Origin of the sequence: Ruania suaedae (assembly GCF_021049265.1) — a bacterium.
GTDB lineage: Bacteria > Actinomycetota > Actinomycetes > Actinomycetales > Beutenbergiaceae > Ruania > Ruania suaedae.
Genome location: NZ_CP088018.1, coordinates 3,259,279 through 3,278,702, shown reverse-complemented (window position 1 = coordinate 3,278,702; position 19,424 = coordinate 3,259,279). Strand labels below are relative to the sequence as shown.

General features: G+C 71.8%; 14 protein-coding genes. 6 read left to right on the top strand and 8 right to left on the bottom strand.

What is annotated here, in order from left to right:
• The first annotated feature begins 21 nt into the window (after positions 1-21).
• Positions 22-558: an rRNA adenine N-6-methyltransferase family protein gene (locus LQF12_RS15200; protein ID WP_231053741.1), complete on the top strand. Its 537-nt coding sequence runs from the start codon at positions 22-24 to the stop codon at positions 556-558.
• Positions 559-595: 37 nt separating this feature from the next.
• Positions 596-2,476 carry an NHL domain-containing thioredoxin family protein gene (locus LQF12_RS15195; protein ID WP_435531198.1) on the top strand — a complete coding sequence of 627 codons (1,881 nt, stop codon included), beginning with the start codon at positions 596-598 and terminating at the stop codon, positions 2,474-2,476.
• 12 nt (positions 2,477-2,488) lie between these two features.
• Here the strand turns inward: LQF12_RS15195 and LQF12_RS15190 are convergent, their stop codons facing one another.
• Positions 2,489-3,136 carry a biliverdin-producing heme oxygenase gene (locus LQF12_RS15190; RefSeq protein ID WP_231053739.1) on the bottom strand — a complete coding sequence of 216 codons (648 nt, stop codon included), beginning with the start codon at positions 3,134-3,136 and terminating at the stop codon, positions 2,489-2,491.
• A gap of 141 nt (positions 3,137-3,277) precedes the next feature.
• On the opposite strand from LQF12_RS15190, the gene LQF12_RS15185 reads away from it, so the two are divergent.
• Entirely contained in the window at positions 3,278-4,081 is an 804-nt protein-coding gene (locus LQF12_RS15185; protein WP_231053738.1) for an LLM class flavin-dependent oxidoreductase, read from the top strand.
• A 67-nt stretch (positions 4,082-4,148) separates the two neighbouring features.
• Here the strand turns inward: LQF12_RS15185 and LQF12_RS15180 are convergent, their stop codons facing one another.
• Together LQF12_RS15180 and LQF12_RS15175 are read right to left on the bottom strand one after the other, a co-directional pair.
• Positions 4,149-4,760: a TetR/AcrR family transcriptional regulator gene (locus tag LQF12_RS15180; protein ID WP_231053737.1), complete on the bottom strand. Its 612-nt coding sequence runs from the start codon at positions 4,758-4,760 to the stop codon at positions 4,149-4,151.
• A gap of 48 nt (positions 4,761-4,808) precedes the next feature.
• The gene (locus LQF12_RS15175) at positions 4,809-5,243 is read right to left on the bottom strand and encodes a (deoxy)nucleoside triphosphate pyrophosphohydrolase (RefSeq protein ID WP_231053736.1); all 435 of its coding nucleotides are present in this window, start codon (positions 5,241-5,243) and stop codon (positions 4,809-4,811) included.
• Positions 5,244-5,603: 360 nt separating this feature from the next.
• Between LQF12_RS15175 and map the strand changes: the two genes are divergently transcribed.
• The gene (gene map / locus LQF12_RS15170) at positions 5,604-6,371 is read left to right on the top strand and encodes a type I methionyl aminopeptidase (protein WP_231053735.1); all 768 of its coding nucleotides are present in this window, start codon (positions 5,604-5,606) and stop codon (positions 6,369-6,371) included.
• Between the two features lie 42 nt (positions 6,372-6,413).
• Here the strand turns inward: map and LQF12_RS15165 are convergent, their stop codons facing one another.
• From LQF12_RS15165 to LQF12_RS15155, 3 genes are read right to left on the bottom strand one after another with little or no spacing between them, the layout of a single operon-like run.
• Positions 6,414-6,869: a PPOX class F420-dependent oxidoreductase gene (locus LQF12_RS15165; RefSeq protein ID WP_231053734.1), complete on the bottom strand. Its 456-nt coding sequence runs from the start codon at positions 6,867-6,869 to the stop codon at positions 6,414-6,416.
• Complete coding sequence (locus tag LQF12_RS15160) at positions 6,869-7,936, bottom strand: transglutaminase family protein (RefSeq protein WP_231053733.1); 1,068 nt, start codon at positions 7,934-7,936, stop codon at positions 6,869-6,871. Before LQF12_RS15160 ends, LQF12_RS15165 begins: the two co-directional genes overlap by 1 nt.
• The gene (locus LQF12_RS15155) at positions 7,933-10,494 is read right to left on the bottom strand and encodes a circularly permuted type 2 ATP-grasp protein (RefSeq protein ID WP_231053732.1); all 2,562 of its coding nucleotides are present in this window, start codon (positions 10,492-10,494) and stop codon (positions 7,933-7,935) included. Before LQF12_RS15155 ends, LQF12_RS15160 begins: the two co-directional genes overlap by 4 nt.
• A 169-nt stretch (positions 10,495-10,663) precedes the next feature.
• Between LQF12_RS15155 and LQF12_RS15150 the strand changes: the two genes are divergently transcribed.
• Both LQF12_RS15150 and LQF12_RS15145 read left to right on the top strand, forming a co-directional pair.
• Positions 10,664-11,701, top strand: coding sequence for a small ribosomal subunit Rsm22 family protein (locus tag LQF12_RS15150; protein ID WP_231053731.1), 1,038 nt, complete (start codon positions 10,664-10,666; stop codon positions 11,699-11,701).
• 127 nt (positions 11,702-11,828) lie between these two features.
• Positions 11,829-12,515, top strand: a complete 687-nt coding sequence (locus LQF12_RS15145) for a hypothetical protein (RefSeq protein ID WP_231053730.1) — start codon at positions 11,829-11,831, stop codon at positions 12,513-12,515.
• Positions 12,516-12,615: 100 nt separating this feature from the next.
• On the opposite strand, the gene LQF12_RS15140 is transcribed toward LQF12_RS15145, so the two are convergent.
• Both LQF12_RS15140 and LQF12_RS15135 read right to left on the bottom strand, forming a co-directional pair.
• Entirely contained in the window at positions 12,616-17,082 is a 4,467-nt protein-coding gene (locus tag LQF12_RS15140; protein WP_231053729.1) for a DUF7507 domain-containing protein, read from the bottom strand.
• Positions 17,083-17,285: 203 nt separating this feature from the next.
• Entirely contained in the window at positions 17,286-19,358 is a 2,073-nt protein-coding gene (locus LQF12_RS15135) for a RecQ family ATP-dependent DNA helicase (protein WP_231053728.1), read from the bottom strand.
• Positions 19,359-19,424: the final 66 nt, after the last annotated feature.

Below are 19,424 nucleotides of genomic sequence, written 5' to 3'. Positions count from 1 at the left end.
GCTACATGGTGATGGTGCGTCGTGTCCGCCGAGCGCGGGCAGCGACGCTGGGGCTCGCACCGGCTGACGGGCTCCTGGGCTGAACGCATCGTCCGCGGCGCCGGTCTGCGGGAGAGCGACCTGGTGCTCGATCTCGGCGTCGGATCGGGCGCGCTGACCCGGCAGCTCGCGGCGGTGGCCAGGCGGGTGATCGCCGTCGAGCTGCATCCCGGACGCGCCCAGGGCCTGACGGCGGCACTCGGTTCGGCCGAGGCCGTCGCGGTGGTGCAGGCGGACCTGCTGGAGGTGCCGCTGCCGCGGCGGCCGTTCCGGGTGGTGGCGAATCCGCCCTATGCGATCGGTGCCGCGCTGGTGCGCCGCCTCACCGGCCCCCGCTCCTCGCTCGTGCGCGCCGATCTGGTGCTGCCACGGTGGATGGTGCGCCGCTTCGCCGCCGCACCCCCGCGCGGGTTCACCGCCGAGGTGGGGCCGCACGTACCGGCCGCGGCGTTCGTGCCCCCGCCGCGCAGCGATTCGGCGGTGCTGGTGCTGCGCCGGGTTCGGAACCGACGGTGGTAGCACCGTCGGCGCCTGAAAATCCCGCTACGCGGGCGCCATGACGCCCGCGTACGCTGCCTCGGTGACCGATCCTTCCCCTCGTCTGCCCCGTGTCCGCGCCTCCGAGCTGGTCGGCCGTGGCTGGCTGAACACCGGCGGCCGCGACCTCTCCCTCGCCGACCTGCGCGGGAAGATCGTGCTGCTCGACTTCTGGACGTTCTGCTGCATCAACTGCCTGCACGTGCTCGACGAGCTGCGCGAGCTGGAGGAGCGGTTCGCCGACGAGCTCGTGATCGTCGGGGTGCACTCGCCGAAGTTCACCCACGAGGCCGACCCGGAGGCGCTCGCCGCCGCGGTGGAGCGCTATGGCGTGGCCCACCCGGTGCTCGACGACGCCGAGATGATCACCTGGACGGCGTACACCGCCCGCGCCTGGCCCACGCTCGTGGTGATCGACCCCGAGGGGTATGTGGTGACCCAGCTCGCCGGGGAGGGTCACGCGCCGGGCCTGGCGGCCCTGATCTCCGAGCTGATCCGCGATCACGAGGCGAAGGGCACCCTGCACCGGGGTGAGGGGCCGTACGTGCCGCCGGAGCCGCCGTCGACCACGCTGCGCTTCCCGGCCAAGGCGATCGAGCTGACGAACGGCCACCTGTTCGTGGCCGACGCCGGCCACCACAGCCTCGCCGAGCTGGCCCCTGACGGCGAGACCCTGGTGCGCCGGATCGGCTCCGGTGAGCGTGGCGCCGCCGACGGCGGGCCGGAGGAGGCCTCGTTCAACGAGCCGAATGGCCTGTGCCTGGTGCCGCCGGAGCTGGAGCTCGGCTACGACGTGCTGGTCGCCGACACCGTCAACCACCTGCTGCGCGGGGTGCGCCTGGACGACGGGTCGGTGCGCACCGTGGCCGGTTCCGGCCGGCCCTACCGGGTGGGGGCGCCGGACAACCAGGACCCGGAGGCGCCCGGGCCGCTCGGCCAGAACCTCTCCTCCCCGTGGGATGTGGCGTGGGTTCCGCGGATGGGTGGGTTCCTCGTGGCGATGGCCGGTACCCACACCCTCTGGGAGTTCGATGGCGACCAGGGCCACATCCGGCACGTGGCCGGCACGATGAACGAGGGTCTCGTGGACGGCGAGCTCCCGCAGGCATGGTTCGCCCAGCCCTCCGGGCTGGCCGTGGGCGAGCCCGGCCAGGTCTGGCTCGCCGACGCGGAGACCTCGGCGCTGCGACTGGTGCACCTCACCGGTGGCTTCGACGGGGAGGTGAGCACCGCCGTCGGGCAGGGGCTGTTCGAGTTCGGCCACCGAGATGGCAGGGCTGGAGGGGCCGGTTCCGAACCGCTCCTGCAGCATCCGCTCGGCGTCGGTGTGCTGCCGGACGGCTCGGTGGCGATCGCCGACACCTACAACGGGGCGCTGCGCCGCTACGACCCCCTCACGCGTGAGGTCACCACCCTCGCCACCGGCCTGGCCGAGCCCTCCGACGCGCTCGTGGCCGGTGGGCGGCTGCTGGTGGTCGAATCCGCCGCGCACCGGCTCACCGCCGTCCCGCTCGGGCAGGCCCTCACCCACGACGGCGCAGCTCACCGCGTGCAACGACCGGTCACCGAGGTCGGGGCGCAGGTGGAGCTGCGGGTGTTGTTCACGCCGGCGCCGGGGACCACGCTGGACGACCGGTACGGCCCGGCGACGCAGGTCACCGTCTCGGCGACCCCACCCTCGCTGCTGGCCTGGGGTCACGGTGAGGACACGGGCCTGGCAAGGTCCCTGCACCTGACCGAGGGGGAGGGTGTGCTGCACGTGAGCGCGAGAGCCGCCGCCTGCGACGCCGACCCGGCCGTGGAGTACCCGGCGTGCCACCTCGCACAGCAGGACTGGGGGATTCCGGTGCGGGTGGTGGCCGGCGGGCCGGCCGAGCTGGAGCTACCGCTGTTCGGGTGAGCCACCTCGCGCTCAGTGCGCGGGCGGGTAGAGCTCGCCGAGGTCGGTGAAGACGGCCTCGTTGAAGGCGAACGCGGCGCGCGCCTCCTCGACGAGCCGGGCCCGTTCCTGCTCGTCCAGGTCGAGGGCATCGAGCGCAGCGCGATAGCCACTCTTGTACGGCGGGATCTTCTCGATCTGCTCGAAGGTGTAGAAGCTCAGCCCTTGCTCGCCGAGGCCGTAGTGGCGTTGCATCATCGTCTTCACGATCTGACCGCCCGAGAGGTCGCCGAGGTACCGGGTGTAGGCATGCGCGGCGTAGCCGGGCAGGTCGTGCAGTTCGTCCAGCCGGGCGACGTAGGCGCGCGTGGCGGCCGTCGCCGGAGGCGCGGCGCGATCGGCGCTCAGGTGCGCGAGATCGCGGGCCAGGGCGGGTGAGCGGAGCAGCTCGGGCCGCACGAGTCGGTCAGCGCCCGGCAGGTCGCGGACCCTGGCGCCGAGCGCTTCGAGGGAGAGGTAGATGGCGTGGTGCTGGGCCACGAGTGCGGTGAATGCCTCGACGGTGAGCCGCCCCGACATCAGGTGCTGGACGAAGCCAGTGTTCTCGGCGCGTTCGTGGGCCTGCGCGGTGGCCTCGCGGAGCAGCGTGCTCACCGGGGCGGCAGCGGCGACGAGTGACATGGCACCCCTTCGGTTGATGACAGATTGTCGTGACGATCTGTCAGCACTCTAGGTGAGGTAAGCCTCACCTGCAAGGGTGGAAGGAGAATAGCGCAATACGATCCTCTCGAAAATAACAGGACGGGGCGCTACGGTGCCTCCATGGTTGACATCGGACTCATCGTGCCGCCGGACCAACCGCCGGAGCGATTCATCGCCGCCGCCCGCGCCGCCGAGGACGCCGGCCTGGACGAGGTGTGGCTATGGGAGGACTGCTTCGCCGAGTCGGGAGTCGGTGCAGCGGCGGCGCTGCTCGCCTCCACGAGCAGGGTGCGCGTGGGGATCGGACTGCTGCCGGTACCGTTGCGCAACGTGGCCCTCACCGCGATGGAGGTGGCCACCCTCGATCGCCTGTATCCGGGGCGGCTGCTCCCGGGCTTCGGGCACGGCATCCTGCCCTGGATGGGCCAGGCGGGAGCGCGCGTGCGCTCGCCGCTGACGTTGCTGCGCGAACACATCACCGCCCTGCGGGCGCTCCTGGCGGGGGAGTCCGTCACCGTGGACGGCACCTACGTCACCTTGTCCGACGTCCAGCTGCGGTGGCCGCCGCGGCAGCCGCCGCCGCTGCTGATCGGGGCGGAAGGGCCGAAGACACTCCAGCTGGCAGGGGAGTACGGAGACGGCGTCATCCTGATCCGCGACTACGCCGAGGGCGCCGAGCAGGCTCGTGCCGCCCACCGGGCGAGCGGCCGCACCGGAGATCTCGACGTGACGACCTTCCTCACCGTGCCGGTGGGGGCCGGCCACGACGAGCTGGCCGAGGCCATCCAGGAGTGCGTGGCCGCCGGTGCCACCCGGGTGCCGGTGGTGGGCGCCGTCGACGCGGGCCAGCAGCCGGACGGGAGCGAGGCGATCATGGCGCTGGCGCAGCGACTTGGTGAGGTGCGCTCCCGGCTGAGGGCCTGACGCCTGCGGGTGAGCCGTACGGGTGGATCGTGCCGACGGACCGTGCCGTCCGACCGTGCAGGTGGGGTCAGGACGGAGCGAGCGCGCCCTCACGCATGCCCACGGCGCGCAGCACGAATCGCTCGGTCGCTTCGACGGCGCGAGCGCGCTCGGGTCCACCGTCGGGGAACGTGCGTCCGGACAGGCAGGAGTTGATCAGCGGGACGACGGCGTCGACGTCCTGATCGGGGAGCCGGCCCGCTGCGATACCCCCGCGCAGAATGCCCGCCAGCAGGTCGGTCACCTGCCCGACGTGCTCGCGCAGGCGGGCCGCCGTACTGCCGGAGACCACCGAGCGCAGGTCCGGTCCGGGGGTGACGTGATAGATGGTCTTGAGATCGATCTGCTCGCGCACGTACACCCGTAGCTGCTGCTCCGGGTCGTCGACGTCCTGTAGCGAGGCGCGCAGGTCGGCCACGTACTTGGAGGTCTCGTGCTCGATGAAGCTCAGGAGCAGCGACTCCTTGTCCGGGAAGTGGTTGTACACCGACGTCCGGCCCACCCCGGCTGCTGCGGCGATATCGGCCAGGCTCACCGAGTCGAAGCCGGCCTCGCTCATCAGGCGCGAGAGGGCATCGAAGAGCTGGGAGCGCACGTGCTCCCGGTGCTCGGCGAGCGTGGAGCCGATGATCTTGGGCACCGGCCCATCATCCCATTTCGTGACACGCGGCGCGAATCAGTCGGAAAGTCACGCCACCGGGCCGGTCGATGCTGCGGCCCTGACCGCGTGGACGACGGGCAGGTCCGGCTCGAGCCAGTCCACGGCGAGCAGGTCCGCCATCGGGAGCCATCGCAGATCGTCGTGATCGGCCAGCGGCTCGGGCGTACCGGCGGTGATGCGGGCGAACCAGATCCGCATGGTGTGCCCGTGGAGGATCGGCCAGCCGCCGTGCTCAGGCCCGGGCACGGCAGCACCGACCTCGACGGCCACGCCCAACTCCTCCCGGAGCTCGCGGCGCAGGGCCGTCACCTCGTCCTCGCCCTCCTCCACCTTGCCGCCGGCGAACTCCCATCGGCCGGCCAGCGACTTCGGGGCGCTGCGACGTGCCGCGAGGAGCATCGTCGGACGGTCGAGGTCGTCCACGACGGCTGCGGCCACCACGAGGTGGGAACGGGCGGGCATGGCAGCGATGGTAGTGCCACACCTGCGCTGAGGTGGCCGAGGCGCCCACGGTTATCCACACGTGCTGTGCACAGGTGTGTGCACGCACGGCATCGTCGCAGGTCGGCGCTGTGGACGGCGTCGTGCCGGGTGAACATCACATGAACCGGGTCCCCGCGGCGCCGAGCGTTCCGCGTCATGCCAACAGCGCCGGACGCGGCGCAATCGGCCGCGGGTTCACGCGGTGTTGGGGTGCGCGCGAGACCCACAGCCCGCGACGGGGCGGGGCGTGCTCCCCATGGGAGGTTGTCCACAGGGTGCGTGCACAGGCGTGTGGACACCGGATCCGGCGCGAAGCCGGGTGGCGGCTAGGGTGGGCGGGTGATCGAGTTGAAGACTCCCGCCGAGATCGAGGCGATGCGTCCTGCCGGTGCGTTCGTGGGCCGGGTGCTGAACGCGCTCGCGGACGCGGCCGACGTCGGCGTCTCGCTCAACGAGCTGGACGCCCTGGCGCACCGGATGATCAGGGAGGCTGGGGCGACGTCCTGCTACATCGACTACCACCCGTCCTTCGGCGCGAGCCCCTTCGGCAAGGTGCTGTGCACCTCGGTCAACGACGCCGTCCTGCACGGGCTGCCCAACGACTACCGGCTCAAGGACGGCGACCTGGTCACCGTGGACTTCGCCGTCAGCATCAACGGCTGGGTCAGCGACTCGGCGCGCAGCTTCGTCGTGGGGACACCGCGCGAGGAGGACCTGCGCATCATCAGGGCCACCGAGGAGGCCCTCGACGCAGCGATCGAGGTGGCCACCGTCAAGCACCGGATCGGCGACATCTCGGCGGCAATCGGGGAGGTCGCCCGGAGTTACGGGTACCCCGTGAACACCGACTTCGGCGGGCACGGTGTGGGCCGGGAGATGCACGGGCCGCCGCACATCGCCAACACCGGTCGCGCCGGGCGTGGACTGCCGCTGCGCCCCGGTCTGGTGATCGCGATCGAGCCCTGGTTCATGATGGGCACCGACGAGCTCTACACCGATGCGGACGGGTGGACGCTGCGTTCGGCGGACGGCTCCCGCGGAGCGCACTCCGAGCACACTGTGGCCATCACCCCCGATGGCCCGGTGGTGCTGACCGCCCGCGACTGAGCGGTCCCGGGGAACCTGCGGGCTTGTCGGCCCGCCAGGATCTCAGGCGAGGCGCGCCGGGAAGCCGCCGGTGGCGATCGGCCCCCACCGGGTGATGGTCAGCCGCAGCAGCGACTTGCCCTGCCGCACCATCGCCTCCCGGTACTCCTCCCAGTCCGGGTGCTCGCCCGCCACCGCCCGGTAGTAGTCCACCAGCGGTTCGACCGAGTCCGGCAGATCGATGATCTCCCCGGAGCCCTCGACCTGCACCCACGGACCGTCCCAGTCGTCGGAGAGGACGCACGCGGCCACCGTCTCCCGGGCGCGGACGTTGTTCGCCTTCGCCCGGTCCGGGTAGGTCGAGACCACGAGACGGCCCTGCTCGTCCAGTCCGCACGAGACCGGGGAGAGCTGGGGCCCGCCGTCGGATCGCAGTGTCATCACGATGGCGCGGTGCCGCGGCCGCAGGAACTCCTCCAGCTCGGCCCGCTCCACCCGGGTGTTGGTCGCGATCGCCATCAGTGTGCGCTCCCTCGTCGTTCCTGCGTGATCGTGCTCTCGTTCCATGATGCGGTGAGGTGGTCCACCTCTGCCACCGCGTCGGCGACCTCCCCGCCCGCCAGCGGCCACAGGTCCACGCCCACGTCCAGCCGTGAGCCCGACCCCTCGGTGAAGACGATGCCGCGCAGCGGGGCGACGTCGCGGTAGTCGCGGCCCCAGCCGATGGTCACGTAGCGGCTGTCGACCACCTGGTCGTTGGTGGGGTCCACCTGGACCCAGCCGCCACCGGGCAGCCAGACGGCGGCCCAGGCGTGCGAGGCGTCCACGCCCCTGAGTTTCGGCTGCCCGGGCGGGGGGCGTGTCTCGATGTAGCCGGAGACATAGCGGGCTGCCAGCCCCATCGACCGGAAGCAGCCGATCAATAGGTGCGCGAAGTCCTGGCACACGCCCTTGCGGCCGGCCAGCACCTCGTGCAGCCGGGAGGTGACCGAGGTCGAGCCCGGTGCGTAGGTGAAATCGGTGTTGATGCGGTGGGTGAGGTCGAGGATCACCTCGATCAGCGGCCGCCCCGGGGTGAAGGAGCCGACTGCGTACCGCCGGACGCTCTCGTCGGTGTCCACCATCGGCGAGGGGAGCCTGGCGTCCGCGATCGCGACCGCCGTCGCGGGGTTGTCCCGGGCGGTGCCCGGCGCTCCGCTGCGGATGGTGCGGACCTGGTGGGCCACCTCCTCCCAGGCCGCGCGCGGCAGGCGGGTGACATCGGTGCGACGGCGGCCGGTGGTGATCACCGCATGACTGACCACGCGCAGCACCTCGTGCTCGGTGGTGACGTGGAAGAACCCTGAGCGGTTGCCGGCGAAATCGCGATGCTCGGTCACGACGTCGGGCTCGGGCTCGATCTGCAACCCGCTGCTGTGGACCTGCTGCCCGCCGCCCGGGCGTGGCAGCAGGGTGGCGCGACCGTAGGAGGAGGTCACCGCCGCCGGATAGGTGTAGGTGGTCTCGTGGGTGAGCCGGTAGTGGCGGATGGCCTCCGACGGCGTGCCGTCCTCGGCGTCGTGGCCGCTGATGGCGTCGCGGCTCACGGCTGCATCTCCTCGCGGCGGGGCACCCAGGTGCCGGCGGCGTCCTGCCACTGGATCGGCACCGGGTGAGCGAAGTGGATGCGGGCGATCTCCTCGCCGAGGTCGCGCAGCCGCCAGTCGAGGGACTGCAGCAGCTCGGCGAGCGGGCGGTGCTGACCGGCCTCGTCCGTGGCGGCGAGACGGGAGACCTCCTGCTCGGCCAGCAGGTCGTCGAGGTCGGCCAGCAGCTGGTCACGCACCTGGGCGTTGGCCGCTGCGGTGGGGAGGGCGTCGAAATCGGAGCGCAGGGTCGAGAGCTGGTAGGCGAGCGAGCGCGGGTTGCGGTGGTCGAGCAGGAGGAGTTCCAGGAAGGCGTCCAGCCGGTCGGTCGACTGCGAGCGTCGCCGGTAGGTGATGATCGACTCGTGCGCGATCAGAACTGATTCCAGGACCATCGAGTCCACCGCCCGGTCGTGGCGGCTGGTCGCGGTGGCGGCCAGCACCTGCACGAGGTGCTGGGCTCGCTCCAGCCGGCGTCCGATGTCCATCAGCGACCACCCGACGTCACGCACCATGCCCTCGGCGCCGATCCCGGCAACCGCGAGCAACGCCTCGAGCGTGCGGGTCAGGACGCCGTCGAGATCGGCCGTCCCGCCCGGCCGGGTGCGAGCAGTACGAGCCCCGGCGAGGGCGCGCTCGGCGGCCGAGAGCGCGATCCAGATGTCACCGGAGAGCTGATCGCGCACCCCGGAGGCGGCACGCACTGCGCGCGCGACGGCGAAGCCCACGGTGCCCGGGCGGCGTTCGGCCAGCAGCACGTCCTCGAGCGAGCCCTCCGCCGTCACCTGGGCCAGGGCGGCGGTGAGCACGGCCAGGCATCGTCCGCCCGCACTGGCGGGTGTGAGGTGGTAGTCCTCCCACCGGTCGGTCACGGCACGGACGAGGCGGACCGTGGCCTCGGCACGCTCGGCGTAGCGGCCGAACCAGAACAGGTCCTCGGCGGCACCCGGGCTGATCGCCGGGACCGCCGGGCGGTACGGCGTGCCGTCGTCGGCGAGCCATGGATCCTGTACGGGCTGAGCCTCGGCGGAGAGGATCCAGACGTCCTTGGCCGCCGAGCCGGCCATCCGCAGGGGTGGCGAGGAGGGCTCCGGCTGTGCGGACCGGGTGGGCTCGTCGAGTTCGACCCGCGCGAGACCGCCCGAGAGCACCTGATAGCCGGAGGGGCGGGCGAGCGCGAAGGTGCGCAGCGTCGTCGGGCGCGCCTGCAGCGCGTCGGCGCCGATCGTGGGAGTGGTGGAGGCGGCCACGGGCTCCTGGCCCACCCAGCGGTGCGGATCGGCCGAGATCATCGTGGCCAGATCGGTCCGCTCGGCCACCGTCAGCTCCCAGCCGTCGCGGAGGTAGCCTCCGGGGGCGGTCTCGCGGATCACCAACCGGTCGAGGTTCGCGATCACGTGGGAGCACATGCTGCGCTCGCCGCACCAATAGGTGGCGGTCGACCCCAGCATGAGCTCCTCGCCCAGCACCTGACGGGCCAGGCGTGGCAGGTAGGTCATCAGGGCTGGGTTCTCCAGCACTCCGGCTCCGAACGGGTTCACCACCGTGACAGCCCCGCTGCGGGCCGCCTGCACGAGGCCCGGGACACCGAGGACGGAGTCACCCCGTAGGTCCAGTGGGTCGCAGAACTCCGCGTCCACCCGGCGCAGCAGCACGTCGACCGGCTCGAGGCCGCCCAGCGCGCGCATCCAGAGCCGCCCCTCCTGCACCACCAGGTCCTCGCCCTCGACCAGCGGCAGCCCCAGCATCGTGGCGAGGTAGCCCTGGTCGAACGCCGTCTCGGAATAGGGGCCGGGGGTCAGCAGGGCCACACGCGGAGCATCTCCGGAGCCCACGCGTGCGACCTCCTGCAGGGCGGTGCGCATGGCGTGGAAGAACGGGCCCATCCGGCGGATGCGTGCCTGGCGGTAGGAGCCCGCCAGGACCTGGGAGACGACGCGACGGTCCTCCATCGCGAAACCCAGGCCCGAGGGTGCCTGGGTCCGGTCCGAGAGCGTCACCCAGGAGCCGTCCGCGTTGCGTGCCAGGTCGGCCGCGTACAGGAAGAGCTGGTGGGGGCCGGGGATCGCGACGCCTTCCGCCGCGCGCAGGAATCCCGGATGGGCGAGCGCCAGCTCGGAGGGGAGGGTGGCGTCGGCGAGGAGGCGGCGTTCGCCGTAGAGATCGGTCAGGATCGCATCGAGGAGGGCGGCGCGCTGCCGCAACCCGGCCTCGAGTCGGGCCCACTCGATCTCGTCCAGGATCAGCGGGAGCGCGTCGAGCCGCCAGGGCGCGTCCAGGGGCTCGTCGGTTCCGTCGTCGGATCGTCCGTCCGCGAGCTGGTGGCCGGCGCCGTAGCGCACGCCGTGGTCCTCGAGCAGCAGGGTGACCTCCTCGCGGCGCAGCGCCAGATCCTCCCAGCTCTGGACCTGGGCGAGATCGGCCATCTGGTCCCAGGCGGCTCGTGCCGCACCGGCCGACTGCAGCATCTCGTCGTGACCGGGGCCGGCGGCGCGGTAGGAAGCGAGGAGGTCGGCCACGGTGCTCCACCTCTCGTTCGTTCACCAGTCACCACAGTGTAAGGCGCGGGCAAAGATCGCACGTGTCCGCCGAGCGGCGATTTGGTGGGGACTTGACTCGACCCTGGGCCGACGTAGCGGGCTCCTCCTCCGCGCGCAGTGGGCCCAGGGAGGCAGTCATACTGGCCGGGTGCACGCCCTCCCCACCGCGCTCGTGACTGCCCGGCAGGCCGTGTTGTCGCAGCACCCGGCAGCAGAGCTCGACCGCGCGTCCCGTGCCCTCAGTGACCGGTACCTCGCCGATCGCCCTGCGCCCGCCCCGATCATGACCTCCCGGCTCCGGGCGGCTGCCTATGTGCTGACGCGGATGCCTGCCACCTTCGCGGCCTCCCGTGCTGCCCTGGCCGAGGTGGCCGCCGCCGTGCCGAGCCTGCGGCCGCTCGCCGCGAGCGATCTCGGAGCCGGAACCGGCGCGATGAGCTGGGCGGCCCTGGACACCTTCGACACGCTCACCTCGCTCACGCTGACGGACTACGCCTCCGAGGCGCTGGAGCTGGCGGCCGGGATGCTCGCGCACGCGCCCGTTCGCGTGCACAGCCGGGTCGGCCGGCTCGATGCCCCGGCGAGGCCTACCGACACGACCGACGGTGCTGATCCTGCTGGCTCTGCTGACCCTGATGCTGCACCGGCGGCGGACCGCCGGCTGGCACTGGCGGGGTACGTCCTCGGTGAGATGGCGCAGCAGGGGCAGGACGCCGTCGTGGATCGCCTGGTGAGCTGGGCCGACACGGTCGTGGTGGTCGAGCCGGGGACACCGGCGGGGTACGCCCGGCTGATGCGGGTGCGTGAGCGACTGCTCGCGGCGGGGCTGCAGATCGCGGCTCCCTGCCCGCACGAGGAGCCGTGCCCGTTGCGGCCGGGGGACTGGTGCCATGCGGCAGCACGACTCGAGCGCACCTCGGCGCACCGGCAGGCCAAGGGCGGCTCGAGGGGTTTCGAGGACGAGAAGTTCGCCTACGTGGCCGCGACCCGGCTGCCGGTGGAACGTCCGCCGGCACGCGTGCTGCGGCACCCGCAGGTGCGATCGGGGCATGTGCGCCTGCAGCTGTGCGAGTCCGACGGGCAGGAGCAGGTCAGGACGGTGACCAGACGGGACAAGCAGGCCTTCCGCGCCGCGCGCAAGGCTGCGTGGGGCGATCGCTGGGACGAGGAGCCCACGCGCGACTGAGACCTCCGGACCGGATGTGGGACGCGGTCGAGGGCTGCGCGCACCGGTGGCCCGCCTCCTCTGGCGTCCAGCGCCGGACCGGCGGATACTAGGGGCGTGAGTCGTCTGCCTTGAGGAGGTGGCCGGGATGCCCGCCACTGGTTCGGTCTCGTCGTCCATGCCGATGCTCGCGCGGGGTCGCCATCGCAACCCCCGCCGGGGCGCCTGCTTCATGGAGCTCGCCTCCTATCTCGCCGGCGAGCCCTGGAGCGATGCGCCGTCCTGCACGGACGAGTCCCTCGCGCACCTGGCGCGGCTGGTCAACGACCTCAGCAGCGATTCCGCCCGGCCGCGGCTGGCCAGGCTCACCCCCGGTGTGATCGGGTTGCGCGACCTGGGCCCCGGGCTGCAGGACGAGCTCGCACTGATCGCCGCGGTGCACGCGCTCCCGGTGGCCGCCGAGTCGCGGCAGCGGGCGCTCGTCGTGGGCATCGGGCGCACCATCGGAGTTTTCGGCGGGTATGCCACCGCTGCCGACCCAGCCGTCGTGGCCCGGGCCCGCGCATGCCTGGCTCAGTACGATGGGCTGCGCCGGTGGGCGGCCTCCTTCACACGACGCCTGCCTCGCTCCGGGGCCCGCACGTCCTCGGGTGTGGCCATCATGGAGACCTCGACGCGCGGGATCGCCGAGGCGTGCGTTCCCGACACCGACGAGCGGCTGCGGGATCTGCTCGAGGAGGCCATCGCCCACTGCCGCGAACGCGCCGGGCTGGCCGGCCAGGAGCCGCCGGTGCTTGAGCCCCGCCACTGGCGACCGCGGGTACGCAGCGCCTGAGACGACGACGCCGCCCGCACCATCGAGCGATGGTGCGGGCGGCGTCGTTCATGCTGTGCTGCTCCCGGCCCGCACCGTGGGTGCGGACCGGGAGCGGGGCTCAGCGGGTGCTGCGGCGTCGGACCACCGCGAGGGCGACGCCCCCGCCGACCAGCAGCAGCGCGATCGCCACGATCGGGAGGATCGAGGAGCCGGTGGCCGGCAGCTGGTCCGCGGTCTCGGTGGTGGTGGTCGACTCCGCGGAGGTGACCGGGTCACCGCCCGGCGTGAGACCACCGGCGGTCGCGGTGTTGCTGATCTGACCGCCGTCGAGGTCGGCCTCGACCACCTCGTAGGTGGTGGTGCAGGTGACCTCGTCCCCGGGGGCGAGCGAAGCCGCCGCCGCCGGGCAGGTGACCGGCTCGAGCTCGCCGGCGCCCGTGAAGTCGCCCTCCTCGACGGTGACGTCGGAGATCGTCACGTTGCCGACGTTGGTCACCAGGAACGAATAGGTGATCACGTGACCGGCCTGCTGAACGCTGACCGTGTCGGAGGACTTGACCACCGTCAGGCCCGGCTCAGCCACCGGGGGGATCGTCACGGTCGACGGCGGCGACTCGATCGGCTCCTCCGAGCCCGGCGGGAAGCCGGTGGCGGTGGCGGTGTTCTCCACCGAGCCGGTGTCGACGTCCTCCTGGGTCAGGGTGTACGAGGCCGTGCACTCGAAGGTCTCACCCGGTGCCAGGCTCGCCCCGGCGCCGTCCGGGCAGGTGACCTCGCCGAGGTCACCGGTCCCGGTGAACTCGCCCTCGACGACCTCGACATCGGTCATCGTCACGTTCCCGGTGTTGGTCACCAGGAAGGTGTAGGTGATCTCCTCACCGGCCGCGAGCGACTCGAGGTCATCGGCGTCCGAGGTCTTGGTGAGTGCGAGCTCCGGCGTCTGGTCGACGCCGACTGTCGAGGTGGACGGCTCCGAGCCGACCGGCTCCTCGGACCCGGGCGGGGTACCGCCCGCGGTGGCGGTGTTGGTGATCTCGCCCGCGTCGACGTCGGCCTGGGTCACCACGTAGGTGGCCGAACAGGTCGTCGTCGCCTCGGGGGCGAGGGTCGCCGCCGGGCACTCGATGGCGGAGAGGTCACCGGTGCCGCTGAACTCCTGCTCGGTGATGCTGACATCGCTCAGGGTGACATTGCCGGTGTTGGTGACCAGGAACGAGTAGGTGATCTCCTCGCCCTCGGCGCCGACACTCTCGGGCGCGGCCGACTTCTCGACCGACAGGCCCGGCTCCGCCGGGATCGGCAGCTCGACCAGCGACGGAGGTGAGTCGACGGGGTCGCCCGCGGGCGGGGTGCCCGTCGAGCCTGCGAGGTTGGCGATCCCACCGGCGTCCACATCCGCCTGGGTGACGACGTAGGTCGCCTCACAGGTGAAGGTGTCCTCCGGCGCGAGGCTTGCCCCGGCGCCGTCGGGGCAGGTGATCTCGCTGAGATCCCCGGTCCCGGTGAACTCCAGCTCGACCACCTCGACGTCGGTGAGGGTGACGTTGCCGGTGTTGGTGACGAGGAAGGAGTAGGTGATCGCCTGGTCGACCTCGTAGGAGTCGACGTCCGAGGGGGAGGCCGACTTCACCATGGAGAGCGCCGGTGTCTGCTCGACCGCCACCGTCGAGGTGGACGGGTCCGACTCGATCGGCTCATCGCTGCCGGGCGGGGTGCCCCCTGCGGTGGCCGTGTTGGTGATCTCCCCGGCGTCCACGTCTGCCTGGGTGACGAGGTAGGTCGCCTCACAGGTGAAGGTGTCCTCGGGCGCAAGGCTCTCGCCCGCGCCGTCGGGGCAGGTGATCTCGCCGAGGTCACCGGTGCCGGAGAACTCGCCCTCGATCACCTCGACGTCGGTGAGCGTGACGTTGCCGGTGTTGGTGACGAGGAAGGAGTAGGTGATCTCCTCACCCTCGGCACTGACGACTTCCGGTGAAGCGGTCTTGACGACCGTCAGTGCCGGCTGGGCCGGCAGGTCCAGCTCCACCGTGGAGGGGTCGGACTCGACCGGGAAGTCGTCGCCCGGCGCGTTGCCCGAGGAGATCGCGGTGTTGGTGATCTCGCCGGCGTCGATGTCCTCCTGGGTGAGGGTGTAGGTGGCCTCACAGGTGAAGGTGTCCTCGGGTGCGAAGCTCTGGCCGGCGCCGTCGGTGCAGGTGATCTCGCCGAGCTCGCCGGTGCCGGAGAACTCGGTGTCGGTCACGTCGACGTTCTCGAGGGTGACGTTGCCGGTGTTGGTGACGAGGAAGGAGTAGGTGATCTCCTGGTCCGCCACATAGGTCTCGGCGTCCGCCGGATCCACCGACTTGACGAGGGCGAGCCCGGGGGTCCGGTCGGCGAAGACGTTCGCACTGGAGGGCTCGGAGCTGATGGGCTCCTCGGCTCCGGGCGGGGTGCCCTCGGCGGTGGCGGTGTTGTCGATGTCGCCGGAGTCGATGTCGGCCTGGGTGACCTCGTAGGTGGCGACGCAGGTCGTGGTGCCCTGGGGCGCCAGCGTCGTGTCCGGGCACTCGATCGCGGACAGGTCGCCCGTGCCGCTGAACTCCTGCTCGGCGATACCGACATCGCTCAGCGTCAGGTTGCCGGTGTTGGTCACCAGGAACGAGTAGGTGATGACGTCACCCTCGGCGTCGACGATCTCCGGGGTGGCGGACTTGACCACCGTCAGCGACGGCTGCGCCGGAGCGGGCAGTTCGAACTCCGACGGCGGGGACTCCACCGGCGGCTCGCCCGGTGGGGTACCGGTGGCGGTGGCGGTGTTGCTGACCCCGCCCTCGAGGATGTCCTCCTCGGTGAGGGTGTAGACCGTCGTGCACAGGGTCTCGCCCTCCGGGGCGAGCATGGTCTCCTCGCAGACCGGGTCCGCAAGCGGGCCGGACCCGGAGAACTCACCCTCGTCGATGGCGATGTCCTCGACGGTGACGTTGCCGGTGTTGGTGACGAGGAAGGAGTAGGTGATCTCCTGACCGGGGTCGAACTGGTCCAGGTCGGTCGGCGTCGCGGACTTGACCAGCGTCAGCGCCGGGGCCGGCGCCTCGAGCTCGGTGCTCGTGGTCGAGGGCTCGCTCGTGACGGTCTGGTCGTCCGGAGTGGTGCCGCCCGCAGTGGCGGTGTTGTCGACGCTGGTGCCGGCTTCGTCGTCCTCGGTGATCGTGTAGGTGGCGTCGCAGACCGTGTCCTCGCCCGGAGCCAGGGTGGTGACCGGGCACTCGGCGGGTTCGGTCAGCAGCGGGTCGTCGACCGCGATGTCGGTGAGCTCCACGAGCCCGGTGTTGGTAACCGTGAACTCGTAGGTGATCACATCGCCGGCGTCGGTGAGGCCGTTGTCGTTGACGTCCTCGATCTCGGCGACCTCCTTGACGAGATCGATCGAGGCAGCCTCACCGGTCGAGGTGCTGGTGTTGTTGCCCGGGGTCGGGTCCTCCTCGTTGGGCACCACGGTCGCGGTGTTGGCGAGCTCGGCGTCGGGTGCCAGGTCGGCCGGGACGTCGGCGACGATCGTGAACTCCACGGACTCGCCGGCGAGCGTGCGGCCACCACGGCAGGTGAAGGTGGAGCCGTCGACGTCGCAGTTGTCCACGTCGGGGGTGGAGGCGTTGGTCAGCGTCGCGGGGATCGTGTCACTGACGGTGAAGCCGGAGCTGTTGCCCGGGCCGTTGTTGGTCACGGTGAGCGTGTACTCGATCGTGCTGCCGGCGACGAGAGCCTCCGGGCCCTCCTTGACGATGCTGAGGTCGGTCGGCTGGCCGGGGGAGGCGGCGCCGTCGTTGTTGGTGCTCGACGGGCCGGGGCCCCGGCTGATCTCGGTGAAGGTCGGGTCGGCGGAACCGGGGCTCTCCACGGCGATCTGGACCACGGTGCCGCTGGAGTTGAAGGAGAAGCCCAGGTTGCCGTTCCCGAAGGTCCAGGCCGCGCCGGCGATCGCCAGCGACTCGTCGATGACGCCGGGGAAGTAGTCGACCGTGCCGGTGCTGGGGTCGGTGCGGGTGATTCCCCCCGAGCCGGCGGACCACAGGTAGCCGTCCAGGAGGGCGAAGTCCGGGCCGCCGACCGTCGTGGTGTACATCGGCTGGGACAGGGAGAGGGTCTGGGCCAGCGTTCCGGTGCTGGTGTCGATCACCTGGATCTCATCCTGTGCACCGAAGGTGGAGTACATCAGGCCGTCGTCACCGAAGGCGCCCACCAGCGAGTTCTGGAACGTCTCCGTACCCACCCGGGTGAGCGTGCCCGCCTCTCCGATCTGCACGAGCGAGCCCTGCGGGTACGTGGCGTTCCCGGCGTTGACGATCGCGTACAGGTAGTTGTCCGCCGTGTTGTAGGCGAGAGCGTTGTAGGTGACCGGTGACGGTGGACCCTCGTCTTCGAATTCGACCTCACCGGCGGCGTTGGTCACCGCCCGGAAGAGCCCGGTGGGCTGGTTCTGCCCGACGAACACCAGCGGGTCGGCCGGGTCGAACGGGTCGCCGGGAGCCGCGGACGCCGGGGCTGCGGCCCACGGGGCCGTCGTGGCCAGCGCGGAGGCGACCAGCGCGACGAGTGCGAGCATCGCGCTCGCACGCGTACGCCACCGCCTGGTTGTCGGACCACCCTTGATTCCATGCGGTGCGCGCTGCATCGCGTCCTCCCCCGAGGCTCTGCGGCGCCATCGCGCCATCTCTGGACTACTACTGCCGTGCGCTACCCAACCGCATCGAGGCAGTACTTGTCCATATGTTCAATGTGTTCGTCTCGCCAGCTGGTCCCTGGGGATCAGGGCAGCTGGTGGATCGCGAACGGCAGCACCGGCCCGCCGCCGGCCCGGGCCAGCAGATCTGCGGCGACCGTGACTGTCCAGCGCGACCGGATCGTGTCGTCCACGAGCAGCACCGGGCCGGCCAGCTCGACGCCCTCGACGACCCTGGTGCGCTCGAGCAGCTCGGACACCCGGACGCCGGACGCGGCCTCCTGCGAGGGGGGAGGGCCGGTGACCTCGAGCGCGTGCACCAACGGCAGCCGGCCCACCTGTGCCAGATGTTCGGCCACCGATCCGACCAGTCGCGGGTAGCGCCGCGAGGGCATGGGGACCACCGCCGTCGGGCGCTGCCAGTGTGGCGCCCACCGGCGCAAGGTGGCGACGGCGGCCTCCAGGATCTCCGGTGGCGCCTCGTTGTCGGCGTCCCACAGCCGGGCTAGCGTCTCGCCCCAGGCGGGATCGTCGGCGAAGGCGATCGCCCGCCCCTCACCGATCACCGGCCCGATCTTCCCGCGTACGCCCTCGAGGCGGGAGGGCCAGAGCTTGCGGGGCTCGACCCTGCTGTCCAGGCCGCGGAAGTGCTGCCGTGCCGCGGTCACCTGCTCCTCGCTCGGTCGTGCACCGGGGGGAGGGAGGCGTCCGTCGCAGACCGAGCAGCGCCCGCACGGGCGCGGGTCGGGGTCATCGAGTGCCTGCTGCAGGAACTGCATCAGACAGCCCTCGCCGTGGGCGTAGCGGCGCATCAGATCCGCCTCGTCCGCCCGGACCGTCTTCAGCGCCGACCACTTCTGCTCGTCGAAGTGCCAGCCTTGGCCGGTGCCGGCCCACCCGCCGCGCACCCGTTCGACCGCGCCGTCGACGGCGAGGATCTTCAGCTGGGTGGCCAGCCGGCCGGGCCGGATCCCGGTGCCCGTGGAGATCGCCGACTCCGAGACCGCCACCGGCCGGCCGTCCTCGTCGGTCCCGCCCTCGCGGGCGAGCACGGTGAGCACCTGCTCGACCTGGTCGGGGTCCGGGATGCCGGCGGTGGCGAAGTACTCCCAGATGCGTTCGTCTGCGTCCGAGGGCACCAGCACCGCGAGGGCGTCGTCGAGCGCACGTCCGGCCCGCCCGACCTGTTGGTAGTACGCCACCGGGGACGCCGGGGAGCCCAGGTGTACGCAGAAGGCCAGATCGGGCTTGTCGTAGCCCATGCCCAGTGCGGAGGTCGCCACGAGCGCCTTGACCTGGTTGTCGCGCAGCCGGTCCTCCAGCTCGGTCCGGTTCTCCGTCTGCCCGGTGTAGGCCGCCACGTCGAGCCCCTGGGCCCGCAGGAACCCGGTGACCCGCTCGGCCTCGGCGACCGTGAGCGCGTAGACGATCCCGGAGCCGGGCAGCTGCCGGAGGGCCTCGGCCACCCAGGCGTAGCGTTCCAGCGGGCTCAGGCCCGGCACCACGGCGAGCCGCAGCGAGGCGCGCGCGAGGGACCCGCGCAGCGTCACGGTCTGCTCACCCAGCTGGGTGGCGACGTCCTCGGTCACGCGGGTGTTCGCCGTCGCGGTGGTGGCCAGCACGGGGGTACCCGGGGAGAGCTGGAGCAGCGTGCGGGTGAGGCGCTGGTAGTCGGGGCGGAAGTCGAAGCCCCAGTCCGAGACGCAGTGCGCCTCGTCGATCACGAGCATGCCGGTGCTCGCCAGCAGCTGTGGCAGCCGCTCGGCGAAGCGGGGGTTGGACAGCCGCTCGGGGGAGATGAGCAGCACGTCGATCTCCCCGGCAGTGAGCGCCGCCAGCACCCCGTCCCACTCCTCGATATTGGTCGAGTTGATGGTGGCCGCCCGCAGACCGGCGCGCTCGGCAGCGGCGATCTGGTCGCGCATCAGCGCCAGCAGTGGCGAGACCACGAGTGTCGGGCCCGAACCACGCTCGCGCAGCGCCGCCGTCGCACCCCAGTAGACCGCCGACTTGCCCCAGCCGGTGGCCTGGACCACCAGCACCCGGCGGCCGTGGTCGACGAGCTCGACCACCGCGCGCTCCTGGTCCGGGCGCGGGGCCGCCTCCGGACCGGCGACGGAACGGATCGTGCGGGCGAGGATCTCGGCTGTCGATGTCATCGATGCCCATCCTGCCCCCTGGGGCCGACAACAGCCCGGCCCGTCCACAGGGCCCGGCCCCTCCTC

Coding starts and splice junctions, on each gene's coding strand:
- LQF12_RS15195 (WP_435531198.1), top strand. CDS start 596: ATGACGCCCGCGTACGCTGCCTCGGTGACCGATCCTTCCCCTCGTCTG.
- LQF12_RS15190 (WP_231053739.1), bottom strand. CDS start 3,136: ATGTCACTCGTCGCCGCTGCCGCCCCGGTGAGCACGCTGCTCCGCGAG.
- LQF12_RS15185 (WP_231053738.1), top strand. CDS start 3,278: ATGGTTGACATCGGACTCATCGTGCCGCCGGACCAACCGCCGGAGCGA.
- LQF12_RS15175 (WP_231053736.1), bottom strand. CDS start 5,243: ATGCCCGCCCGTTCCCACCTCGTGGTGGCCGCAGCCGTCGTGGACGAC.
- LQF12_RS15165 (WP_231053734.1), bottom strand. CDS start 6,869: ATGGCGATCGCGACCAACACCCGGGTGGAGCGGGCCGAGCTGGAGGAG.
- LQF12_RS15145 (WP_231053730.1), top strand. CDS start 11,829: ATGCCCGCCACTGGTTCGGTCTCGTCGTCCATGCCGATGCTCGCGCGG.
- LQF12_RS15140 (WP_231053729.1), bottom strand. CDS start 17,082: ATGCTCGCACTCGTCGCGCTGGTCGCCTCCGCGCTGGCCACGACGGCC.
- LQF12_RS15135 (WP_231053728.1), bottom strand. CDS start 19,358: ATGACATCGACAGCCGAGATCCTCGCCCGCACGATCCGTTCCGTCGCC.